Here is a 17,993-nt window from a genome sequence, read left to right on the forward strand (position 1 = left end):
CGTAAGAAATCCATACAAAAGGTTGAATATGTAAATGTTTTACACAATATAGCATAGACCAATAGCCAAAAACAAGCCTTATCCGGATTTGCCAAACTTGCAGCAGACTATCCAAAAGCGTTAGTATAGTAATAAGCTTTTTTGGGATAGTACTATATATTTGCTGGTGATATAGAGGCAGATAGGCGTTTTCAGATAAATACTGCCCGTAGATAATAATGAATTATACGAATTTGCTCCAAAATATGGATTGCTTGATATAACATATTCGACAAATTAAAAAATCCGAAAGAGTTCGTCTGCATCAAGCAAACGTATCATTTTCGGATTTTGTATTATTATTTTATGTAAAATAAAGTTCATAGAGTTGCCTTAAAATGGAGCAAATGGGTATGATATACTACAATTATCTACAATTTGTGTAAATTATTTTAGAAAAACAAAAAAAAACCTGTCGTTTTTGGGTTACCGAAAGGCTAATGTCTGCCGAAATAAAGTTATACGAAAAATAACTGCATCATGTATATACACAGAGGAGGACATGTATGAAACTTCGGGCGCTGCCTGTTATGATTACCGTGGTTGTTTCAATTGCCGTACTGTTTGGGGGCTGGTTTACGTATCGTCAACTTACCCTTCACAATCCACTTATGAAAATTGTCCAGTCTTATCCGGGTGTCAACTCTGCTCAGGTTACTATTAACCAGAAAGAGGTTGCTTTGAAACTCGATTTGAAACCGGAAGCAGATTTGGGAGCTATTGTTCAACAAATTCATAAACAAAGCACCGATATTCTGGGTACACGTACTCTCAAATTAGAAGTTGTTGACCATTCCGATGCCAAGCTCAACAAGATCTGGGAAAATGCAATGTTCCCTGTATCCCAGGCAATGGCCAATCGTGAATATACCGAAATCCCCAAAACGCTTGAAGAAGTTGCCAAACTAAACAATGGTGTTCAGGCCAAAGCAGAGATGGATGATCGCAATGTCTATGTATCCCTAAGCAATGGTAAAGCAAGCAAGTTTCTGATTCTGCCGCGCACTGCTCAAGTTACAGGAGGGAATGCCTAATGCCTAAATGGACCAAAGAAATCGTTATCGGATTTGTACCTGTTATGCTCATTTTCTTATTATATATTGGATATAATATACTACCACTGCTGTTGTTAATGGCTATGGTCGGCGGCATCCTGTTCTTTATGCAAATGCGCGGTGGACTCGCAGTCGGTGCGAGCCAGGAACGCAATCGCAAAAAAGCCGGTCCTACCAAACTGACCTTTGAACAAATTGGCGGTCAGGACAATGCCAAGCGCGAACTGCGTGAAGCACTGGATTTCCTCGTACGTCATGATGAAATTAATAAATTTGGTATTCGTCCGCTCAAAGGCATTTTGCTGACAGGCCCTCCGGGAACTGGTAAAACACTCATGGCCAAAGCAGCTGCACATTATACCAATTCAGTATTTGTCAGTGCATCCGGTAGTGAGTTTGTAGAAATGTATGTGGGTGTCGGTGCCGGTCGTATCCGTGACCTGTTCAAGGATGCACGTACCCGTGCTGCCAAAGAAAACAAACAAAGCGCTATTATCTTTATTGATGAAATTGATGTAATCGGTGGTAAGCGTGAAGGTGGACAACAGCGCGAGTACGATCAGACGCTGAACCAATTGCTTACCGAGATGGATGGTATTTATAGCAATGAAGCACCACGCATTCTGATTATTGCCGCAACAAACCGTAAGGAAATGCTGGACAGCGCTCTGCTGCGTCCGGGTCGTTTTGACCGTCATATCCAGGTAGATCTACCGGACAAAAAAGGTCGTAAGCATATTCTGGAACTGCATGCTGCGAACAAACCGATGGCTGCAGAAACCAATCTGGATAAACTGGCAGAAGAAGCATATGGATTCTCCGGTGCACAATTGGAGAGCGTAATGAACGAGGCAGCTATCTATGCGATGCGTCAGGATGAAGAAGTGATCAGCCAGCGTCATATGTCGATGGCGATTGATAAAGTTATGATGGGCGAGAAGACGGATCGCGAATCCAGCGCAGAAGAAAAGCAGCGCGTTGCAATTCACGAGCTCGGTCATGCGATTATGGCAGAAGTTGTTCGTCCCAATAGTGTAGGTCAAGTTGCTCTTAGTCCACGTGGTCAGGCACTCGGTTATGTTCGTCATAATCCACAGCAGGAGCAATACCTGTATACCAAGCCATTCCTGGAAGAGCAAATTATGATTGCACTGGCTGGCGCAGCTGCCGAAGAAATGTACTATGAAGGTCGCAGCACAGGTTCCAGAGGTGACTTTGACCAGGCACTAAATATCGTACAAAATATGGTTGAAGCCGGTCTGACTAAGCTTGGTATCGTAACAATTAATATGGTTCCCAAAGAACTTCTGATGAAAGAAAGTAATGCAATTTTGGAAGATTTGGGTGAACGTACCCGCAAGCTGCTCGAAGAACGTCGTCACATTTTTGACAGCTCCCTTAACATTTTATTACAAGAAGAAATCCTCTCGGGCGAGCAATTCCGTGAACAGTTCAAGAAAAGTTCAAATGTACCAGCTTAATTCACTAAGCTGGTACTTTTTTTTTACTTTTTGCCTGTGCTACGGTATTATTAGTTGTTGGAGATTATATAGAAGCCCGGCATTTTTCATCATTACATTTCTTATGCTTGGCATAATTGAAATAGACGAAAACAATCGTTTGTCTCGTTCTGTTTTGCTTTAAATAGAGCTTGAGAAGAATATGAAAGTGTGAAGGGCCAGATGGTGTCCGGCTAGAATGATTAGCTTATACCATACTGAATATTGGAAGGGTGGAATAGAAAGCATGAATTTTAAAAAAGTCGGCGTAATCGGCGGCGGTACAATGGGTCAGGGCATTGCAGAAATGCTGGCCAAAAAAGGTATCGAGGTGCTGTTGGTTGAGAAAACTCCAGAAAAGCTGGACAATGCATGGAATATGATTGAGACCAGTCTGGACAAGCAAATGGAAAAATGGGCACTGACCCAGGCGGAGAAGAAACTGATTCTCGGCAAAATCCAGAAAGTGACTCATTTCGCAGAGCTCGGTTCCTGTGATCTGGTTATCGAGACAATCAGCGAAGATCCGGAAGCGAAAAAAGAAGTGTTCGCACAGTTGGATCAAGTTTGCTCCAGCAGCGTTATTCTGGCGAGCAACACGTCTACACTCAGCTTGACCGAGCTGGCAAGCTCCACCAAATATCCGGAGCGTGTAATCGGACTTCACTTTATCTATCCGGTATCCAAAATTGATCTGGTAGAAATCATCCGTGGTCTGCGTACTTCCGACAAAACGTTTGATCAAACCAAAAACTTTGTGGAAGAGACAGTGGAAAAAAGAGGAATCATGGTCTACGAATCTCCTGGTTTCGTAACAAGCCGTATCATCTGTCTGCTGATCAACGAAGCACTGCATGTACTTGAAGAAGGCGTAGCTTCGGCTGAAGATATCGATGATGCTATGCGTGTCGGCTACCAGTTCCAATACGGACCACTGGAAATGGCAGACCGCTTTGGTCTGGATTCCGTCAATGCTGCACTGGAGCGTATGTTCCGTGAGTATGGCGAGCTGAAGTACCGCCCGGCGATCATTTTGAAAAAAATGGTGCGTGCAGGCAGTCTAGGCGTGAAAACAGGCGAAGGATTCTTCAAGTATGACAAGGATGGTGACCGGATATGAAAGTACTCGTAATCAACTCAGGTAGTTCTTCACTCAAATACCAACTGTATGATATGACCGATGAATCCGTTCTGGCCAAAGGTCTGGTAGAGCGGATCGGGATGGACTCTTCCATTCTGACGCACAAGCCAACAGGCAAAGAAGAAGTAACCGAAGTTAGCGAAATTCTGGAGCATAACACAGCAATCCGCAAAGTTATCGACAAGCTGACTGACAAAACGCATGGCGTACTGGAAAGCGTAAGTGAAATCAATGCTGTTGGCCACCGCGTTGTACACGGCGGCGAATTTTTCAAAGAGTCTGCTGTTGTTGACCAGCAGGCTAAAAAAGATATTCGCGCACTGATCGATCTGGCGCCGCTGCACAACCCGGCTGCAATCATGGGTATTGAAGCTTCCGAAATCAATATGCCTGGCGTACCGCAGGTTGTTGTATTTGATACAGCGTTCCACCAGACAATGCCTGAAAAAGCATATTTGTATGCAATTCCACGGGTACTTTACAACAAATACAAAGTACGTCGTTATGGATTCCACGGCACGTCCCACTATTATGTCAGTCATGCAGCAGCCGAATTCCTGGGCAAGCCGCTGGAAGATCTTAAAATTATCACTGCCCATATCGGTAACGGTGGCAGTCTGACAGCTGTACAGGGCGGTGTCTCTGTAGATACTTCCATGGGTATGACTCCACTGGAAGGTCTGATGATGGGTACACGCAGTGGTGACCTTGATCCGGCAATCGTACCTTATGTAATGAACAAGGAAGAGCTGACGGTCAGCGAAGTAAATCTGATGCTGAACAAGCATAGTGGTCTGCAGGCGATTTCCGGAATCAGCAGTGACATGCGCGAGATTACCGATGGTCTGGAAAAAGGCGATCCTCATTCCACACTGGCATTTGAAATGTACGAATACCGTCTGCGTAAATACATCGGTTCCTATGCGGCAGCGATGAATGGCGTGGATGTACTCGTATTTACAGCCGGTGTAGGCGAAAACTCTGCAATTGTACGTAAAGCTGTTTGTGAGAACCTGAGCTATCTGGGTGTAGAGATCGACGAGGAACTGAACAAAGTACGTTCCGGCGATCCGCGCCGCATTTCCACACCAAATTCCAAAGTAGAAGTGCTGGTTGTACCTACCAATGAAGAGCTGGTGATTGCACGCGATACCTACCAACTCATCAACAAGTAAAAACAACAGCATGGTATAGACAAGGGGAGAATGAAAGAATGTCCACTAAAACCGTTATTAAAAGAGTCAATGAGCATATTGGCGAAACCGTAACGATTGGAGCATGGATTAACAATAAACGTTCCAGCGGTAAAATTCAGTTTTTGCAGCTGCGTGACGGTACAGGCTACATCCAGGGCGTTGTCGTAAAAAGCGAAGTTCCGGAAAGTGTCTGGAATGATGCAAAAAGCATGACCCAGGAAAGCTCCCTGTACGTAACGGGTGTTATTCGCGAAGAACCGCGCAGTAAATCCGGTTATGAAATGACCGTGACGGATATCGAAGTGATTCATATTACATCCGAATATCCGATCACGCCAAAAGAGCACGGTGTTGATTTCCTGATGGATCATCGCCATCTGTGGCTGCGTTCGAATCGCCAGCGTGCAGTAATGGTGATTCGCGCCGAGATTATTCGTGCTGTTCAGGAATTTTTCAATACTAACGGATTTACCAAAGTAGATCCTCCAATTCTGACGCCTTCCGCGGCCGAAGATACAACCGAGCTGTTCCATATCAAATATTTCGATGAAGATGCTTACCTCACACAAAGCGGTCAGCTGTATATGGAAGCTGCTGCTATGGCGCTGGGTAAAGTGTACTCGTTCGGTCCGACATTCCGCGCCGAAAAATCCAAAACCCGTCGTCACCTGATCGAGTTCTGGATGATCGAGCCGGAAATGGCATTTACTACGCACGAGGAAAGTCTGGAAGTACAGGAGCAGTTTGTATCCCATGTGGTCCAATCCGTACTGAAAAACTGCCGCGCCGAGCTGGAAACGCTGGAACGCGATGTAACCAAGCTGGAACATATCGTAGGCCCATTCCCGCGCATCACTTATGATGAAGCGATTGAGTTCCTCAAAGGCAAAGGCTTTGATATCCCTTGGGGTGACGACTTTGGTGCACCGCACGAGACTGCGATTGCTGAAGCTTATGACAAACCGGTATTTATTACTCATTATCCAAAAGACATCAAGGCATTCTATATGAAGCCTGATCCGCAGCGTCCGGAAGTTGTTCTGTGTGCGGATATGATCGCTCCGGAAGGTTACGGGGAGATTATTGGTGGATCACAGCGTATTGACGATCCGGAACTGATGGAGCAGCGCTTCCAGGAGCATAATCTGGGTGAAGCCTATCAGTGGTATATGGACCTGCGTACGTACGGAACCGTGCCTCACTCTGGATTCGGACTAGGTCTGGAACGTACAGTAGCATGGATCTGTGGTCTGGATCATGTACGTGAGACCATTGCTTTCCCTCGTATGCTGTATCGTCTGTATCCATAATTTCTGTACGGACACATGACTCAGGGTGGACGTATTGAAAGGATGGTTAAAAAAATGGGCGGAGAACAATGGAAAGCATGGGCAAAAGGCGCTGCGTATACAATGGGCATGCAGACAGCCAATATTCCTTATGCGCTGCTAAAGTATTATCAGGCATTGGATCTGGATGATGCCGAAGCGATGCTGCTGCTGCAGCTGCTGTCTTTCCGTCAGGTCGAGCATAATGAATTCCCGACGCTGGAAGAGCTGGAATGGAGAACAGGTGCAGCACCCGGCATAATCGCTGCCCGTATCCAGAAGCTCATGAAAGCCGGGTTTATCGTGATAGAAGATGAACAGGACCCAATGACAGGCATTCGCTATGAGCGGTATGATCTGAGCGGCCTGTACGAGAAGCTGGGTACAATTCTGGCTTCCGAGCAGCAGGAACGCATTACGGCGATCAGTCAGCCACCTGCGGATGCCGTGAACCAGGCAACCAAAGAAGAAGAACGGGAGCGTAATCTTTTTATTATTTTCGAAAAGGAATTTGCTCGTCCGTTATCGCCGATGGAATGTGAGACAATCTCCGGGTGGCTGGATCAAGACCGCTATCCGGAAGAATTGATTCTAATGGCCCTCAAAGAGTCTGTGTTTGCCGGCAAGCTGCATTTCCGGTATATTGACCGTATTTTGCTGGAATGGAACAGAAACCGTGTACGTACGGCTGAAGACGCCAGAGCATACACTCAGAAGTTCCGGCAGCGTTAAAAAGTATAATATGCAGATGCACTGTAAGAACAGGATATCGATATGTGCACTGTAAGAACAGGTTGTATATAAATATCAAAAAGCTGCTTTCAGGGAAAATTACTGAAAGCAGCTTTTTTGATATATAGAGAACAGTCTGGGATCACATGATAAGGGTTTAAATGCCCATCACCAAATATTATTTATAAAGTCAGTAGAAGGATCAAATAGACAAGATTCAAATAAATAATGAGGGAGATTGCTGTAGTGATAATGAGAGGATAAAAGAACAAATTGAAATATGCACGATATACAAATAAGCAGTAAGTGAACAAAAAAAATAGAAGAGATAGGCAGGAATCAAACAAGAGATAAAAGCAAAAAAACGCATTGAAATCCCTAAAAAAAGAGAGTGAAAAAAATTTTTTTCTATATTTATTTTCTCGTATTTATTTACATTAATTAACTTTTATAGTTCTACTTATACATTTTTATCAAAATGAATAAATATTCAAATATAAGAGTATTTATGTTTATGTAGTAAGATGAGAAATAATGGATAATTATTACATCAATATACATTAACGGAATATATACAGGTGAATACTCAAATAAAAAAATGATAATGTTATTTTATCTAACATAATAAATAGAGATGAAAATTATTTATATTCATGAAAATTCAGAATTCCACTGAAAAATAACATCGATTTTCAATAACAAACCCGTATATAGCAAGTTATTTAGGATATCTATATAAGTATAAAGTAAAGATCTATAAGAATAAGTATAAAATTGTTGATTCAATTAGTAAGCAAATGATAATAAAAGAAGCAGAAAAATTGTCAAAATAGCTAACATATTCGTAAATATCGTACAAAATGTGAACAACAAGTGACGTGAAGAGAATTGTAAACAGAAAATGAAACAATATGCATCCAAAAAATAGAATTGTAAAATTTATGTAAAATGTAAGCGTTACAATAATTAGGTTAGTATATAGTCATAATTGAATTTAATTTTACAAAATCATATCCATGTTGATTTCATTAGGCTTGCAATTTATTTGAAATAGGAGTAAAGTAACTTTTGCCCTTAATAAACAAGTACCGGTTGTTTGAAAAATGTGTGTAGGAGTTTATATTTATTCATCAGCGCATTTCATCATACCAGAGTACGAAGCAAAATAAGCAGTAGAATCGGTAACAGGATTTTACTTAAATAACGATGTAAAAAAACATAATTCGAGGAGAGTTAAAACCATGAACGCAAAAATTCAAAAAGTATTATTGTCCACAGTAGTAGCAGCAGGTCTGGGAACTGTTGCAGTTGGAGGAACTCACGCTTTCGCAGCTGAAAACAAATCCAATCATGATAAAATCAAAGACAGAGCAGAAGCAATCTCTGACAACGCGGCTTTCCTGGCTGCACAAGAAGCACAATTCAACGCACTGTTTGGTACTAAAGAAGATACAACTACAAAAGAAGAAGCAGCTGCCCCAACTGAGACAACTGCTCCAACTAAAACAGATGCTAAACAAGATATCGTTGTTGTAGTTCCACAAGGTGCCAGCCTGACTGAAATCGCTGCTCAATACGGTATCACTGTAGACCAACTGGTTGCTGCCAACAACCTGCTGCCTGCTGGTTACCAACTGACTGTTCCACAAAAATAAGAATTATCCACTGATCGGCCAAGAGCAGAGGGATGAATAGAGCATAAATGGAGCTCATTTGCTGCCACAAATGGGTTCCTGCTCTCAAACTTATTTTATGTAACATGCAATCTCAGATATGCAGAATCAACTTGATACTGTATGTCTGTTTTTATAATTTAATTCAGTATACGGGTATTTGTTGCAAAGGGCAATAATAAAAATAGTTTTTTATACAATAAAAGCTGACATTCCAGTGAATGTCAGCTTTTTTGTACGCTTTCATTGTTTGAAAACCGAACGAAATAAAAGAATATGATTTATTTCGTTCGGTTTTATATAGAAAAAGGACTGTTTATGATTTGCGAAGCAGTAGATCACGATAAATATATTCAAAAATAAATTCAAAAGCTTCTAAATGCCGTTTGGCTTCGAATGCATTTTTACCCCAGGCGTAAATGCCATGACCACGCAGCAGAATACCTGGAATAGCAGGGTTCAATACGCCCGACACCAGTTCGGCAATGCGGGGAATCTCCGCATAGTTGGGCAGTACCGGAATCGTAATGGCTGCATTTTCTTCCCAGATATTAAAAGCCTTGATCAATTCCAATCCCTGAATAGGCACAGCGCCGCCCTCGCCAAAGTATTCACTTACCAGATTGTTGAACACAGTATGCACATGGAATACAGCCCCACAGCCCGTCTCACGATAAATTTCGCAATGAATCAGGGTCTCTGCGCTTGGTTTTAGATCGGTAGTCTCGCATGGACGACCCGCCTGATCCACAAACAAAAAGTCGGAAGGCGTGCTAACCGATTTATCTTTGCCGCTGGCTGTAATAGCAAAATGGAAATTATCCGAAGCATAGTCACCTATACGCAGGGACAGATTGCCGCTTGTACCCGGAAACCAGTGACGTGCTGCAAACTGCTCCTTAATGCCGCTCAGCTCCTGCCAGACAGCCTGTTTTTGCTCAAGAGGTATATTAACAAAGCTCATGAATGAATCGCTCCTATTCGTTGACGAAAATCATTAATAATATCATGGAAAGTATGGAAAGGAACGTGCGAGACACCCAGCTCCTTGCACTTCTCTGTTAATACGGAGCGGGAGTAGACCAGATCAGCTATACGAGCACCTTCAAAGTCAGTCAGGCTATCGCCAATGAGGATGCGTTCATACTGTTCTGGAGGAAACTCGCGCATAACCGTCGTTTTGCACATGCCGCAATCATTCTCGCAATGTTCATCACACGGATGCGGCCACAATATTTCGATATATTCGCCGGAGAAATCCGCGCTATTGCAGAAGATATGGTCTTCCGGAATGCCGAATGGTTCCAGCAGCGGCTTGAGGAAGAAATCAATCCCTCCGCTAGTAACATAATAAGGAATCTGATGCTCTCGAACCAGATTCAGAAATTCTCGATACCCTTCACGGATACCGGCATGTGTCATAACAAACTCGATAATCTCCGCTTTGCTCGATGAAGGCATCAGAGCGAACATTGCAGTTACTCCATCGCGTATGGAGCGTTTCTGAGCGACAACCTCATGCATGATCTCTTCATAACCTGGAGGAGAGAAATGCTTCATAATGGCAACAATATTATCGGTGTTGGTAATTGTACCGTCGAAATCGCAAAAAATAACCGGTTGTTTGGATGTCATCGTTCTCCACCCCAGATCTCAATCGCCTGGGCAAGTTCCTGATGTCCCTGAACAGCGTAATCTGCCAATGAGACACCGGACAGTGCAGCATCAATCGCCTGCTGGAAAGCTCTTCCGCCTGCGCTGGCGCCGCCTGGGTGTCCGTGGATGCCACCGCCTGCATTGATAATAACATCTGTACCAAAATCCTTGAGAATCAAAGGTACGAGCCCTGGATGAATGCCTGCAGATGGAACCGGGAAGCTCTGCTTATACGGCAGGCTGCCAGTGATCAGTTGTTCGCGGATCGCCATATTTTCTTCACGCGGCATGGTGACCGAACCGTATGGAGAAGGGAACAGTACCAGATCTGCGCCTGCCAGACGCATGAGCTGACCCAGCAGTACAGAGGCGGAAATGCCGTAATAGGGTGAAGGATAATATGCGCCTGCCAGAGCAGGATGCGCCATAATCGGAATCGAAATGTCCGGATCGGCACTCAGTTCGGATAATACATCATAGCCATAGGACAGTACATTGAGCAGCAGAGCGCTGGCACCGGCATCCATTGCTTTTTTGGCCTGTTCTTTTAATTGGAAAGTATGGCCGGTCAGATTGGCAGCATACAGCACTTTTTTGCCTGTTTCTGCCTGGGCAGCTTCTGCAGCTTGGCGGCAGGCTGCTACACGTTTCTCAATCGGTGTCAGTTCGTTCTCGAACAGAATTTCGTCATCTTTGATCAGATCAACGCCTCCGAGTGCCTGTGCACTGAATTGGCGGGTCAGTTCATCGAGGTCATGACCGATGACCGATTTGAAAATACTCATCAGCAGTGGACGTTCCGGTACACCCAGCAGCTGCCGAACACCGTGAATACCGAATTTGGGCCCTTTGAAATGGCTCAGGAAGGATTCGGAGAATTCCAGATGAGTTAATTTAATGCGTCCATCCATAGAGATTTTGCCAAAAACGGTTACCAGCAGGGCAGGAATGTCACTGCTGAAATTGGCATCCGGATAAGCAATACGTACATCGGCATAACGCTCGCCGCCTTCAGGCTCATGAACTTCTACCGAAATAACTTCACCAAGGTGTTTTTTCATAGACTCCTGCTTGGCAGCAGGAAGTTCGGTCCAGCTCCCTACAGTCATTCCGACTGCAATTGACTGGGCTTTTTTGTGGAAATCCGCTTTGTCATCATGAATGCGGTAAGAAGCGATACAGTAACTCATGAATTTTCCTCCTTTAATACGGCTCCCATCTCGCGGGAGCGCTCTGTACAGCGTTCAATCGCACGGATAATGGTATCTTTCATATGTTCTTCTTCAAATACCTTCACAGCGGCTGCAGTAGCTCCATTGGGAGATGTCACTTTGGCGCGCAGATCAGCAGGATCTTCACCGGTTTGCTGTACCATATGAGCGGCACCGATAGCTGTCTGTATCGTCAACTCGCGTGCTTGCTCCATCGACAGTCCGCCTTGAATACCTGCTTCGATCATTGCTTCCATCATATAGTATATATAAGCGGGACCACTTCCGGAAATCCCGGTCAGCGTTTCCATCTGATTTTCCTCAATTTCGGTCACTGTACCTACGGCTTCGAACAGGTAGCGTACCAGTCGTCTCTGATCGGCAGACACTTCATCCGAGAAGACAATCCCGGTCGCTCCCAGACCGATCGTACTGGATGTATTCGGCATGGTACGGGCAACAGGCTGACGCTGTCCGAGCAGATGTTGAATACTTTCTACAGATAGACCTGCGATAACGGATACGAGCAGCTGATCGGGACTGAGCAGAGGGCCCAGGTGGCGTAATGCCTGGGCAGCATCTGCCGGTTTCATTGCCAGAACGATGACTTTGGAAGTGCGAAGTACATTTTCGCGTTCCGATTCATGAGCGATAACGGATACTCCATAGCGCTGAATCAGATAATTGAGGCGTTCCTGGTTGCCGCGATTCAGCATGGTCACCTGTCCCGGTACAACAACCGAGCGATGGACCAATCCCCGCAAAATGGCTTCCGCCATCGAACCTGCTCCATAAAAACATATTGGTTCCTCAATAAGTGTGTGTTGCTGTGTAGAGTGACTCATCATACATTCATCCTTTCTGTTAAAACCTTCATGGAAGGTTGGCTTGCATTAGAGTAAGCAAGTATATCGTAATTTTGAAATGACAGATTTGAACGACTGTTATTACATAGTTAATAGGTTGACCGAAATAGTGGATCGAGCCTAATGATCTGTACTATAAAACGAAGCTTGAGAATAAAATAATATTTTCAGTTGGAAATAATTTCTCATGAATAGCAGGATTCATCGTTTACGACTTCTTATTAAGAAGCTACTCACTGCTTGGATGCAGGAGCAGCAGATAGACTGCTTACTGACGAATCTGGCCGTTGCCGTAGATGCGATATTTGGTGGAAGTGAGGGCAGGCAGTCCCATTGGACCGCGTGCATGCAGCTTTTGTGTACTGATGCCAATCTCTGCCCCGAATCCAAATTCGAATCCATCGGTAAAACGGGTAGAGGCATTATGATATACAGCTGCTGCATCGACTTCCTGCATAAAGCGGGCTGCATTTTCTTCATCATGTGTAACAATGCATTCGGAATGCTTGGTGCCGTAAGTTGCAATATGCTGAAGTGCTTCATCCAGATTATTTACGAATTTAATATTCAAAATATAGTCATTATACTCGGTAGCATAATCCTGCTCTGTAGCGCTCTCTGCCCAAGGCAGCAACTCTCGGGTATGCGCGCAGCCGCGAATCTCTACCTGATGCTGACGCAGTGCATCCGCCAGCTGTAAAAAGGCTTCCTGATCATAACCAGTATGAACGAGCAATGTCTCCATCGAGTTGCAGACTGAAGGACGCTGTACTTTGGCATTGAGTACAATATCACGGGCCATATCGGCATCTGCAGAAGCATCGATGAAGGTATGACAGATTCCGGCACCTGTCTCAATCACAGGTACAGTTGAATTCTGCACGACATTCTGAATCAGGGAGCTGCCGCCCCGCGGGATAATAACATCGATCAGACCATTTAACTTCATCAGTTCATTGACCGAAGCGCGGTCTGCATCCTCGATTAACTGCAGTGCTTCTTTTGGCATGGCAGAACGTTCCAGTGCTTCATGCAGTACTTCAACAATCCTGCGGTTGGAAGACAATGCTGCCGAACCACCACGCAGCACCACAGCATTACCTGTTTTTAGCGATAATCCGGCTGCATCCACAGTCACATTGGGACGGGCTTCATAGATAATACCGATCACGCCGAGCGGAACACGAATTTTCTCGATAATCAAGCCGTTCGGACGCTCGATCGTATCCAGCAGGGTACCAACAGGATCGTCCAGATCGGCAATCTGACGGAGTGCAGAGGCAATCGCCTCAATACGCGTATAGTCCAGACGCAGACGGTCCAGCATGGACTCGGACGTACCTTCCCGGCGTCCTCGTTCAATATCTTCATCATTCGCCGTAATAATAGAATCTGCTTGATGGACAAGCGCTTCAGCCATAAGCATCAGTGCTTCATTTTTGGCAGTTGTGCTCAGATTGGCCAGCGCGCCGGCCGCCTGATGGGCCAGTGTAGCTTTGGTAACTACTTCACTCATGGGAATCCCTCCTGGATATGGGTTTTAATTCATTTTATGATTAATATCAAATTGTGAAATTTCTGGTATTGGGGCAGTATATGTTGATTATGCCATTTGTAATTTGTACCTATAGTGTAATCCATTCATCCCGGTGAATGGCTTCCAGATGCTGAATATCTTCCATTCCCAGTTTGGCAGCAATCTCGGTGCTGGGCAGACCGGCGATCTGCTGCAGCTGGTCATGATCATAATTAACAATGCCGCGTCCGAGTACTTCTTTTTGCAGATTCTGCACTTCGACTACATCGCCGATATGAAATTGTCCTTCGACCTGACGAATACCGACAGGCAGCAGACTGCGTCCCTGATGCAGCATTGCCTTTTCTGCGCCCTGATCGACGATTAAGGTACCGAGCGGGATAGAGAGGAAGCCAAGCCACTGTTTTTTCATCGGCAGGGAAGAGGTATGCGTTGTAAAATAGGTTCCTTTACCGGTTTCATTGGCAGCGTTCATCAGATCGCCAACCTCGCGTACCTGACCGACGAATACCGGTACACCACCACGGGTTGCAATCTTGGCAGCATCAACCTTGGAGCGCATACCGCCTGTACCTACTGCCGAACCGGCTCCACCAGCCATCGCATAGATTTCATCGGTAATCTCATCAATCTGTTCGTAACGTACCGCAGATGGATCTTTGCGTGGATCGGCTGTATACAGGCCATCCATATCAGTCAGAATCAGCAGATTGGCTGCTTTGGCCAGGTTGGCAACAAGTGCAGATAAAGTATCATTATCACCAAATTTGAGCTCGTCTACAGACACGGTATCATTCTCGTTAATAATAGGAATTACTCCCTGCTTGAGTAGCTCCTCGATCGTCATACTGGCATTGGCTGCCCGCTTGCGGTGGTTGAAGTCACTCCGTGTCAGCAGGATCTGAGCACTGACAATCCCGTGTTTGCCAAAAGCCTCTTGATAATCACGCATCAGCAGTGCCTGACCGACCGAGGCGGCAGCCTGTTTTTCATGCAGCAGCCTTGGACGACTACTGTATCCGATTTCCCGGAAGCCTGCTGCTACCGCTCCTGACGTTACCAGCAAGACTGAATATCCAGCCTGCTGCAGAGCAGCAATTTCCGCTGCAAAAAATTGGACGGCTTCATGATTCAGTCCACCCTGGGGACCCGTCAGCGAGCTGCTGCCGATTTTGACGACAATACGCTGTTGTACCATTAATCATTCACTCCTTTGATTCATACAAAAAAAGACCTTCATCCCCTGTATCGATTGATACAAAAGGACGAAAGTCTGTACTTCCGCGGTACCACCTTTGTTGACAGAAAATGCTTCTGTCCGGCTCCATTCCCTTATAACGGTGGGAAACCGTTCAGCGTTTGGGCGCTAAAAGCTCGGGGGCAGGTTCGGCAAGGGCTGGCGATGAATCCTTTCAGCCGGTGGGATTCACTCTCTATACACGCCGCGGGGTTGCTTACTATTCCCGTCATTGCAATTATTCATCCTATTGTCAGGACAGCTGCTGCCTATATAGAAGCATAACTTCTGTAAAAGTAGTTCTGTCCGGCATTCACAATGTTATCATTGCTGGTATTGCACATTAGAATAGCACGTTACGTTACTTTTGCCAAGCACCGCATTGCCTGCTTCCAGTAAAAAATACATTACTGACAAAAAATACAATAGTCATCTGCAATAGAGAGGTACTTTTAATTAAAGTATCACGTTGCAAAAGAATCTGTGGACTGTTCTGTATAGTAAGATCTATTCAGAGAATCAGATCCATTTCCGGTCTTAGAACAGGTTCAGTTTACCGATTCGGCGAACGGCTTCACGCAAGCGTTCTTCTGAAGTGAGCAGTCCAATACGTACATAGCCTTCTCCGTTCGTACCAAAACCGATTCCCGGTGCAACAGCCACATGTGCCTTTTCCAGCAGCAGGGTAGCAAATTCTCTGGAACCCATGCCGTCCGGTACGGGAAGCCAGCAGAAGAAGGAGCCTTTGGGAGCTTCCGCTTTCCAGCCGATCTGCTCCAATTCTTCAAAAAATGCATTACGCCGGGACTCATACATGGCTACCAGATCTTTGACACACTGCTGATCATCTGTGAGCGCACGGGCAGCTGCCGCCTGGATACCGCCAAACAGACTGACGTAGACATGATCCTGCATCAGATTGATCAGGCGGATAATTTCCTTGTTACCCAGAGCAAAAGCGACACGCCAGCCGGCCATATTATAGGTTTTGGAAAGCGTATAGAATTCGACGCCCACTTCCTTGGCACCGGGTACCTGAAGGAAGCTAACCGGCTGTTCACCGTCAAATCCAATAGCACCATAGGCAAAATCGCTGGCGACCACAATCTGATTTTCCTTGGCAAATTGTACAGTTTCTTCATAAAAAGAGTACGGAGCCGTTGCGGAGGTAGGATTATTCGGATAATTGAGAAACATCAGCTTGGCACGTTCCAGAACCTCGGGAGGTATTGCACTGTAGTCCGGCAGATAGGCATGATCCTCGGTCAGCGGCATAAAAGCCATCTCCGCACCGGATAGCGCTACACCAGACCAGTAGTCCGGATAACCTGGATCAGGGACGAGGCAGATATCACCGGATTCCAGCATAATCTGGCTGATCTCAATCAGTCCGGTTTTGCCTCCAAACAATATGGCTACTTCTGTCTCCGGATCCAGATCTACATTGTAATCTTCCTTATAGCGCTGGGCAGCTGCTTCTTTGAGAAAAGCATAGCCGGAAAATGGAGAATATTTGTGATACTGCGGATTACCTGCCGCTTCGCGTAATTCCTCGACGATATGTGGCGGAGTAGGTTGGTCGGGATTACCCTGTCCAAGATTGATTACATCATGTCCGGCAGCGACCTGCCGATTGACATCCTGAACGAGTTTGGCAAAAAACTGCTCGGGCAGCTGATTCATGACACCGGCAGGCTGGATAGCAAAAGCAGAGCCTGTTCCGTTGTTGTTATTTTGCATCGTATTCATCACTCCGGTAGGTTCATTTTGGGTAAAATCTACATAGTCTTCCTAATCTATCACGATTTATCCGATGAGTATAGATGTATTTTATGCAAACAATAGGCGGGGCATTGATTTTACCGGAATACTAAGGATATGATGGAGGCAAGCTGGATGGCATCGCAGTATGCCCCGGAATTGAATAGTAAGGAGAGAAGATGAATGACCATGCGTGCACTACATATTAGTCTGATCCAGATGGATATTGAACTGGGTAACCCTGAAGTGAATCTGCAGCGTGCCGAAGAATGGATTACTAAAGCGATGGAAGCTCATCCAAGACCAGACGTCATTGTACTGCCAGAGATGTGGAATACAGGTTATGCACTGGATCGGCTGGATGGATTGGCAGAACCGGAGAATGGACCATATACATTCTGGATGAGCGAGACTGCCCGGCATTATCGAATTACGCTGGTTGGAGGCTCGATCTCGGAACAGCGGCAGTCGGGATTTTATAATACGCTGTATGTGTTTGGACCGGACGGGGAACGTACAGCCCGCTATGACAAGATCCATTTATTTAAATTAATGAATGAAGAAAAGTTCATGCAACCCGGTGAAGAAACGGCATTATTTCCACTCGGTGATATTACGGCAGCCGCCTCGATCTGTTATGATATCCGTTTTCCCGAGCTTGCCCGTGCACTGGCACTCGCTGGCGCCAAAGTCTGGTTCGTACCGGCAGAGTGGCCGCATCCCCGCATGAATCACTGGCGTACGCTGCTCACAGCCCGTGCGATCGAGAATCAGATGTATGTGATTGCCTGCAACCGGGTAGGACAAGACGAGAAAAGCCATTTCTTTGGTCATTCGATGGTTATTGATCCGTGGGGAGAGATTGTAGCCGAGAGTAATGAAGAAGAAGGTATTCTGACAGCAACGATCGATCTGGATCTATCGGAAGAAGTACGTGGCAGAATCCCGGTATTTACCGACCGTCGTCCGGAGCTGTATCGGCACGAAGAGAAGTAATAATCCTGTATAGGCGAGCAGTCTATATATAATGGAAGAAGTCAATCCTATTATTGGCAAGAAAAT

15 protein-coding genes and 1 other annotated feature are annotated in these 17,993 nt (G+C 45.4%); of the genes, 8 read left to right on the top strand and 7 right to left on the bottom strand.

Annotated elements, in window-relative coordinates:
• Positions 1-545 precede the first annotated feature (545 nt).
• The 7 genes from H065_RS0109995 (at position 546) to H065_RS0110025 (ending at position 8,645) form a co-directional block, all read left to right on the top strand.
• The gene (locus H065_RS0109995; RefSeq protein ID WP_017812911.1) at positions 546-1,073 is read left to right on the top strand and encodes a hypothetical protein; all 528 of its coding nucleotides are present in this window, start codon (positions 546-548) and stop codon (positions 1,071-1,073) included.
• Positions 1,073-2,575 (top strand): AAA family ATPase, encoded by a 1,503-nt coding sequence (locus H065_RS0110000; RefSeq protein ID WP_017812912.1) that lies wholly within the window; start codon positions 1,073-1,075, stop codon positions 2,573-2,575. Before H065_RS0109995 ends, H065_RS0110000 begins: the two co-directional genes overlap by 1 nt.
• A 265-nt stretch (positions 2,576-2,840) precedes the next feature.
• Positions 2,841-3,713 carry a 3-hydroxyacyl-CoA dehydrogenase family protein gene (locus H065_RS0110005; RefSeq protein WP_017812913.1) on the top strand — a complete coding sequence of 291 codons (873 nt, stop codon included), beginning with the start codon at positions 2,841-2,843 and terminating at the stop codon, positions 3,711-3,713.
• Positions 3,710-4,909 carry an acetate/propionate family kinase gene (locus tag H065_RS0110010; protein ID WP_017812914.1) on the top strand — a complete coding sequence of 400 codons (1,200 nt, stop codon included), beginning with the start codon at positions 3,710-3,712 and terminating at the stop codon, positions 4,907-4,909. The genes H065_RS0110005 and H065_RS0110010 overlap by 4 nt, the downstream gene beginning before the upstream one ends.
• Before the next feature lie 38 nt (positions 4,910-4,947).
• Positions 4,948-6,240: an asparagine--tRNA ligase gene (asnS, locus tag H065_RS0110015; protein ID WP_017812915.1), complete on the top strand. Its 1,293-nt coding sequence runs from the start codon at positions 4,948-4,950 to the stop codon at positions 6,238-6,240.
• Positions 6,241-6,294: 54 nt separating this feature from the next.
• Complete coding sequence (locus tag H065_RS0110020; RefSeq protein WP_017812916.1) at positions 6,295-6,990, top strand: DnaD domain-containing protein; 696 nt, start codon at positions 6,295-6,297, stop codon at positions 6,988-6,990.
• A 1,241-nt stretch (positions 6,991-8,231) separates the two neighbouring features.
• The gene (locus H065_RS0110025; protein WP_017812917.1) at positions 8,232-8,645 is read left to right on the top strand and encodes a LysM peptidoglycan-binding domain-containing protein; all 414 of its coding nucleotides are present in this window, start codon (positions 8,232-8,234) and stop codon (positions 8,643-8,645) included.
• Positions 8,646-8,979: 334 nt separating this feature from the next.
• On the opposite strand, the gene mtnB is transcribed toward H065_RS0110025, so the two are convergent.
• The 7 genes from mtnB to H065_RS0110060 all read right to left on the bottom strand — a co-directional run bounded on the left by mtnB (position 8,980) and on the right by H065_RS0110060 (position 16,910).
• Positions 8,980-9,627: a methylthioribulose 1-phosphate dehydratase gene (mtnB, locus tag H065_RS0110030; protein ID WP_017812918.1), complete on the bottom strand. Its 648-nt coding sequence runs from the start codon at positions 9,625-9,627 to the stop codon at positions 8,980-8,982.
• Complete coding sequence (locus H065_RS0110035) at positions 9,624-10,298, bottom strand: 2-hydroxy-3-keto-5-methylthiopentenyl-1-phosphate phosphatase (protein WP_017812919.1); 675 nt, start codon at positions 10,296-10,298, stop codon at positions 9,624-9,626. The genes mtnB and H065_RS0110035 overlap by 4 nt, the downstream gene beginning before the upstream one ends.
• Entirely contained in the window at positions 10,295-11,509 is a 1,215-nt protein-coding gene (locus H065_RS0110040; protein ID WP_017812920.1) for a 2,3-diketo-5-methylthiopentyl-1-phosphate enolase, read from the bottom strand. Before H065_RS0110040 ends, H065_RS0110035 begins: the two co-directional genes overlap by 4 nt.
• Positions 11,506-12,375, bottom strand: a complete 870-nt coding sequence (proC, locus tag H065_RS0110045; protein WP_026136144.1) for a pyrroline-5-carboxylate reductase — start codon at positions 12,373-12,375, stop codon at positions 11,506-11,508. The genes H065_RS0110040 and proC overlap by 4 nt, the downstream gene beginning before the upstream one ends.
• 289 nt (positions 12,376-12,664) lie before the next feature.
• The gene (locus H065_RS0110050; protein ID WP_017812922.1) at positions 12,665-13,912 is read right to left on the bottom strand and encodes a glutamate-5-semialdehyde dehydrogenase; all 1,248 of its coding nucleotides are present in this window, start codon (positions 13,910-13,912) and stop codon (positions 12,665-12,667) included.
• A gap of 109 nt (positions 13,913-14,021) precedes the next feature.
• The gene (proB, locus tag H065_RS0110055) at positions 14,022-15,131 is read right to left on the bottom strand and encodes a glutamate 5-kinase (RefSeq protein WP_017812923.1); all 1,110 of its coding nucleotides are present in this window, start codon (positions 15,129-15,131) and stop codon (positions 14,022-14,024) included.
• A 60-nt stretch (positions 15,132-15,191) separates the two neighbouring features.
• Positions 15,192-15,412: a binding site (T-box leader), on the bottom strand.
• A gap of 295 nt (positions 15,413-15,707) precedes the next feature.
• Positions 15,708-16,910 carry a pyridoxal phosphate-dependent aminotransferase gene (locus tag H065_RS0110060; RefSeq protein ID WP_017812924.1) on the bottom strand — a complete coding sequence of 401 codons (1,203 nt, stop codon included), beginning with the start codon at positions 16,908-16,910 and terminating at the stop codon, positions 15,708-15,710.
• Positions 16,911-17,114: 204 nt separating this feature from the next.
• On the opposite strand from H065_RS0110060, the gene H065_RS0110065 reads away from it, so the two are divergent.
• Positions 17,115-17,927, top strand: coding sequence for a carbon-nitrogen family hydrolase (locus H065_RS0110065; protein WP_017812925.1), 813 nt, complete (start codon positions 17,115-17,117; stop codon positions 17,925-17,927).
• Positions 17,928-17,993: the final 66 nt, after the last annotated feature.

It is taken from the genome of Paenibacillus shenyangensis, assembly GCF_000346635.1.
Taxonomy (GTDB): Bacteria; Bacillota; Bacilli; order Paenibacillales; family Paenibacillaceae; genus Saccharibacillus; species Saccharibacillus dauci.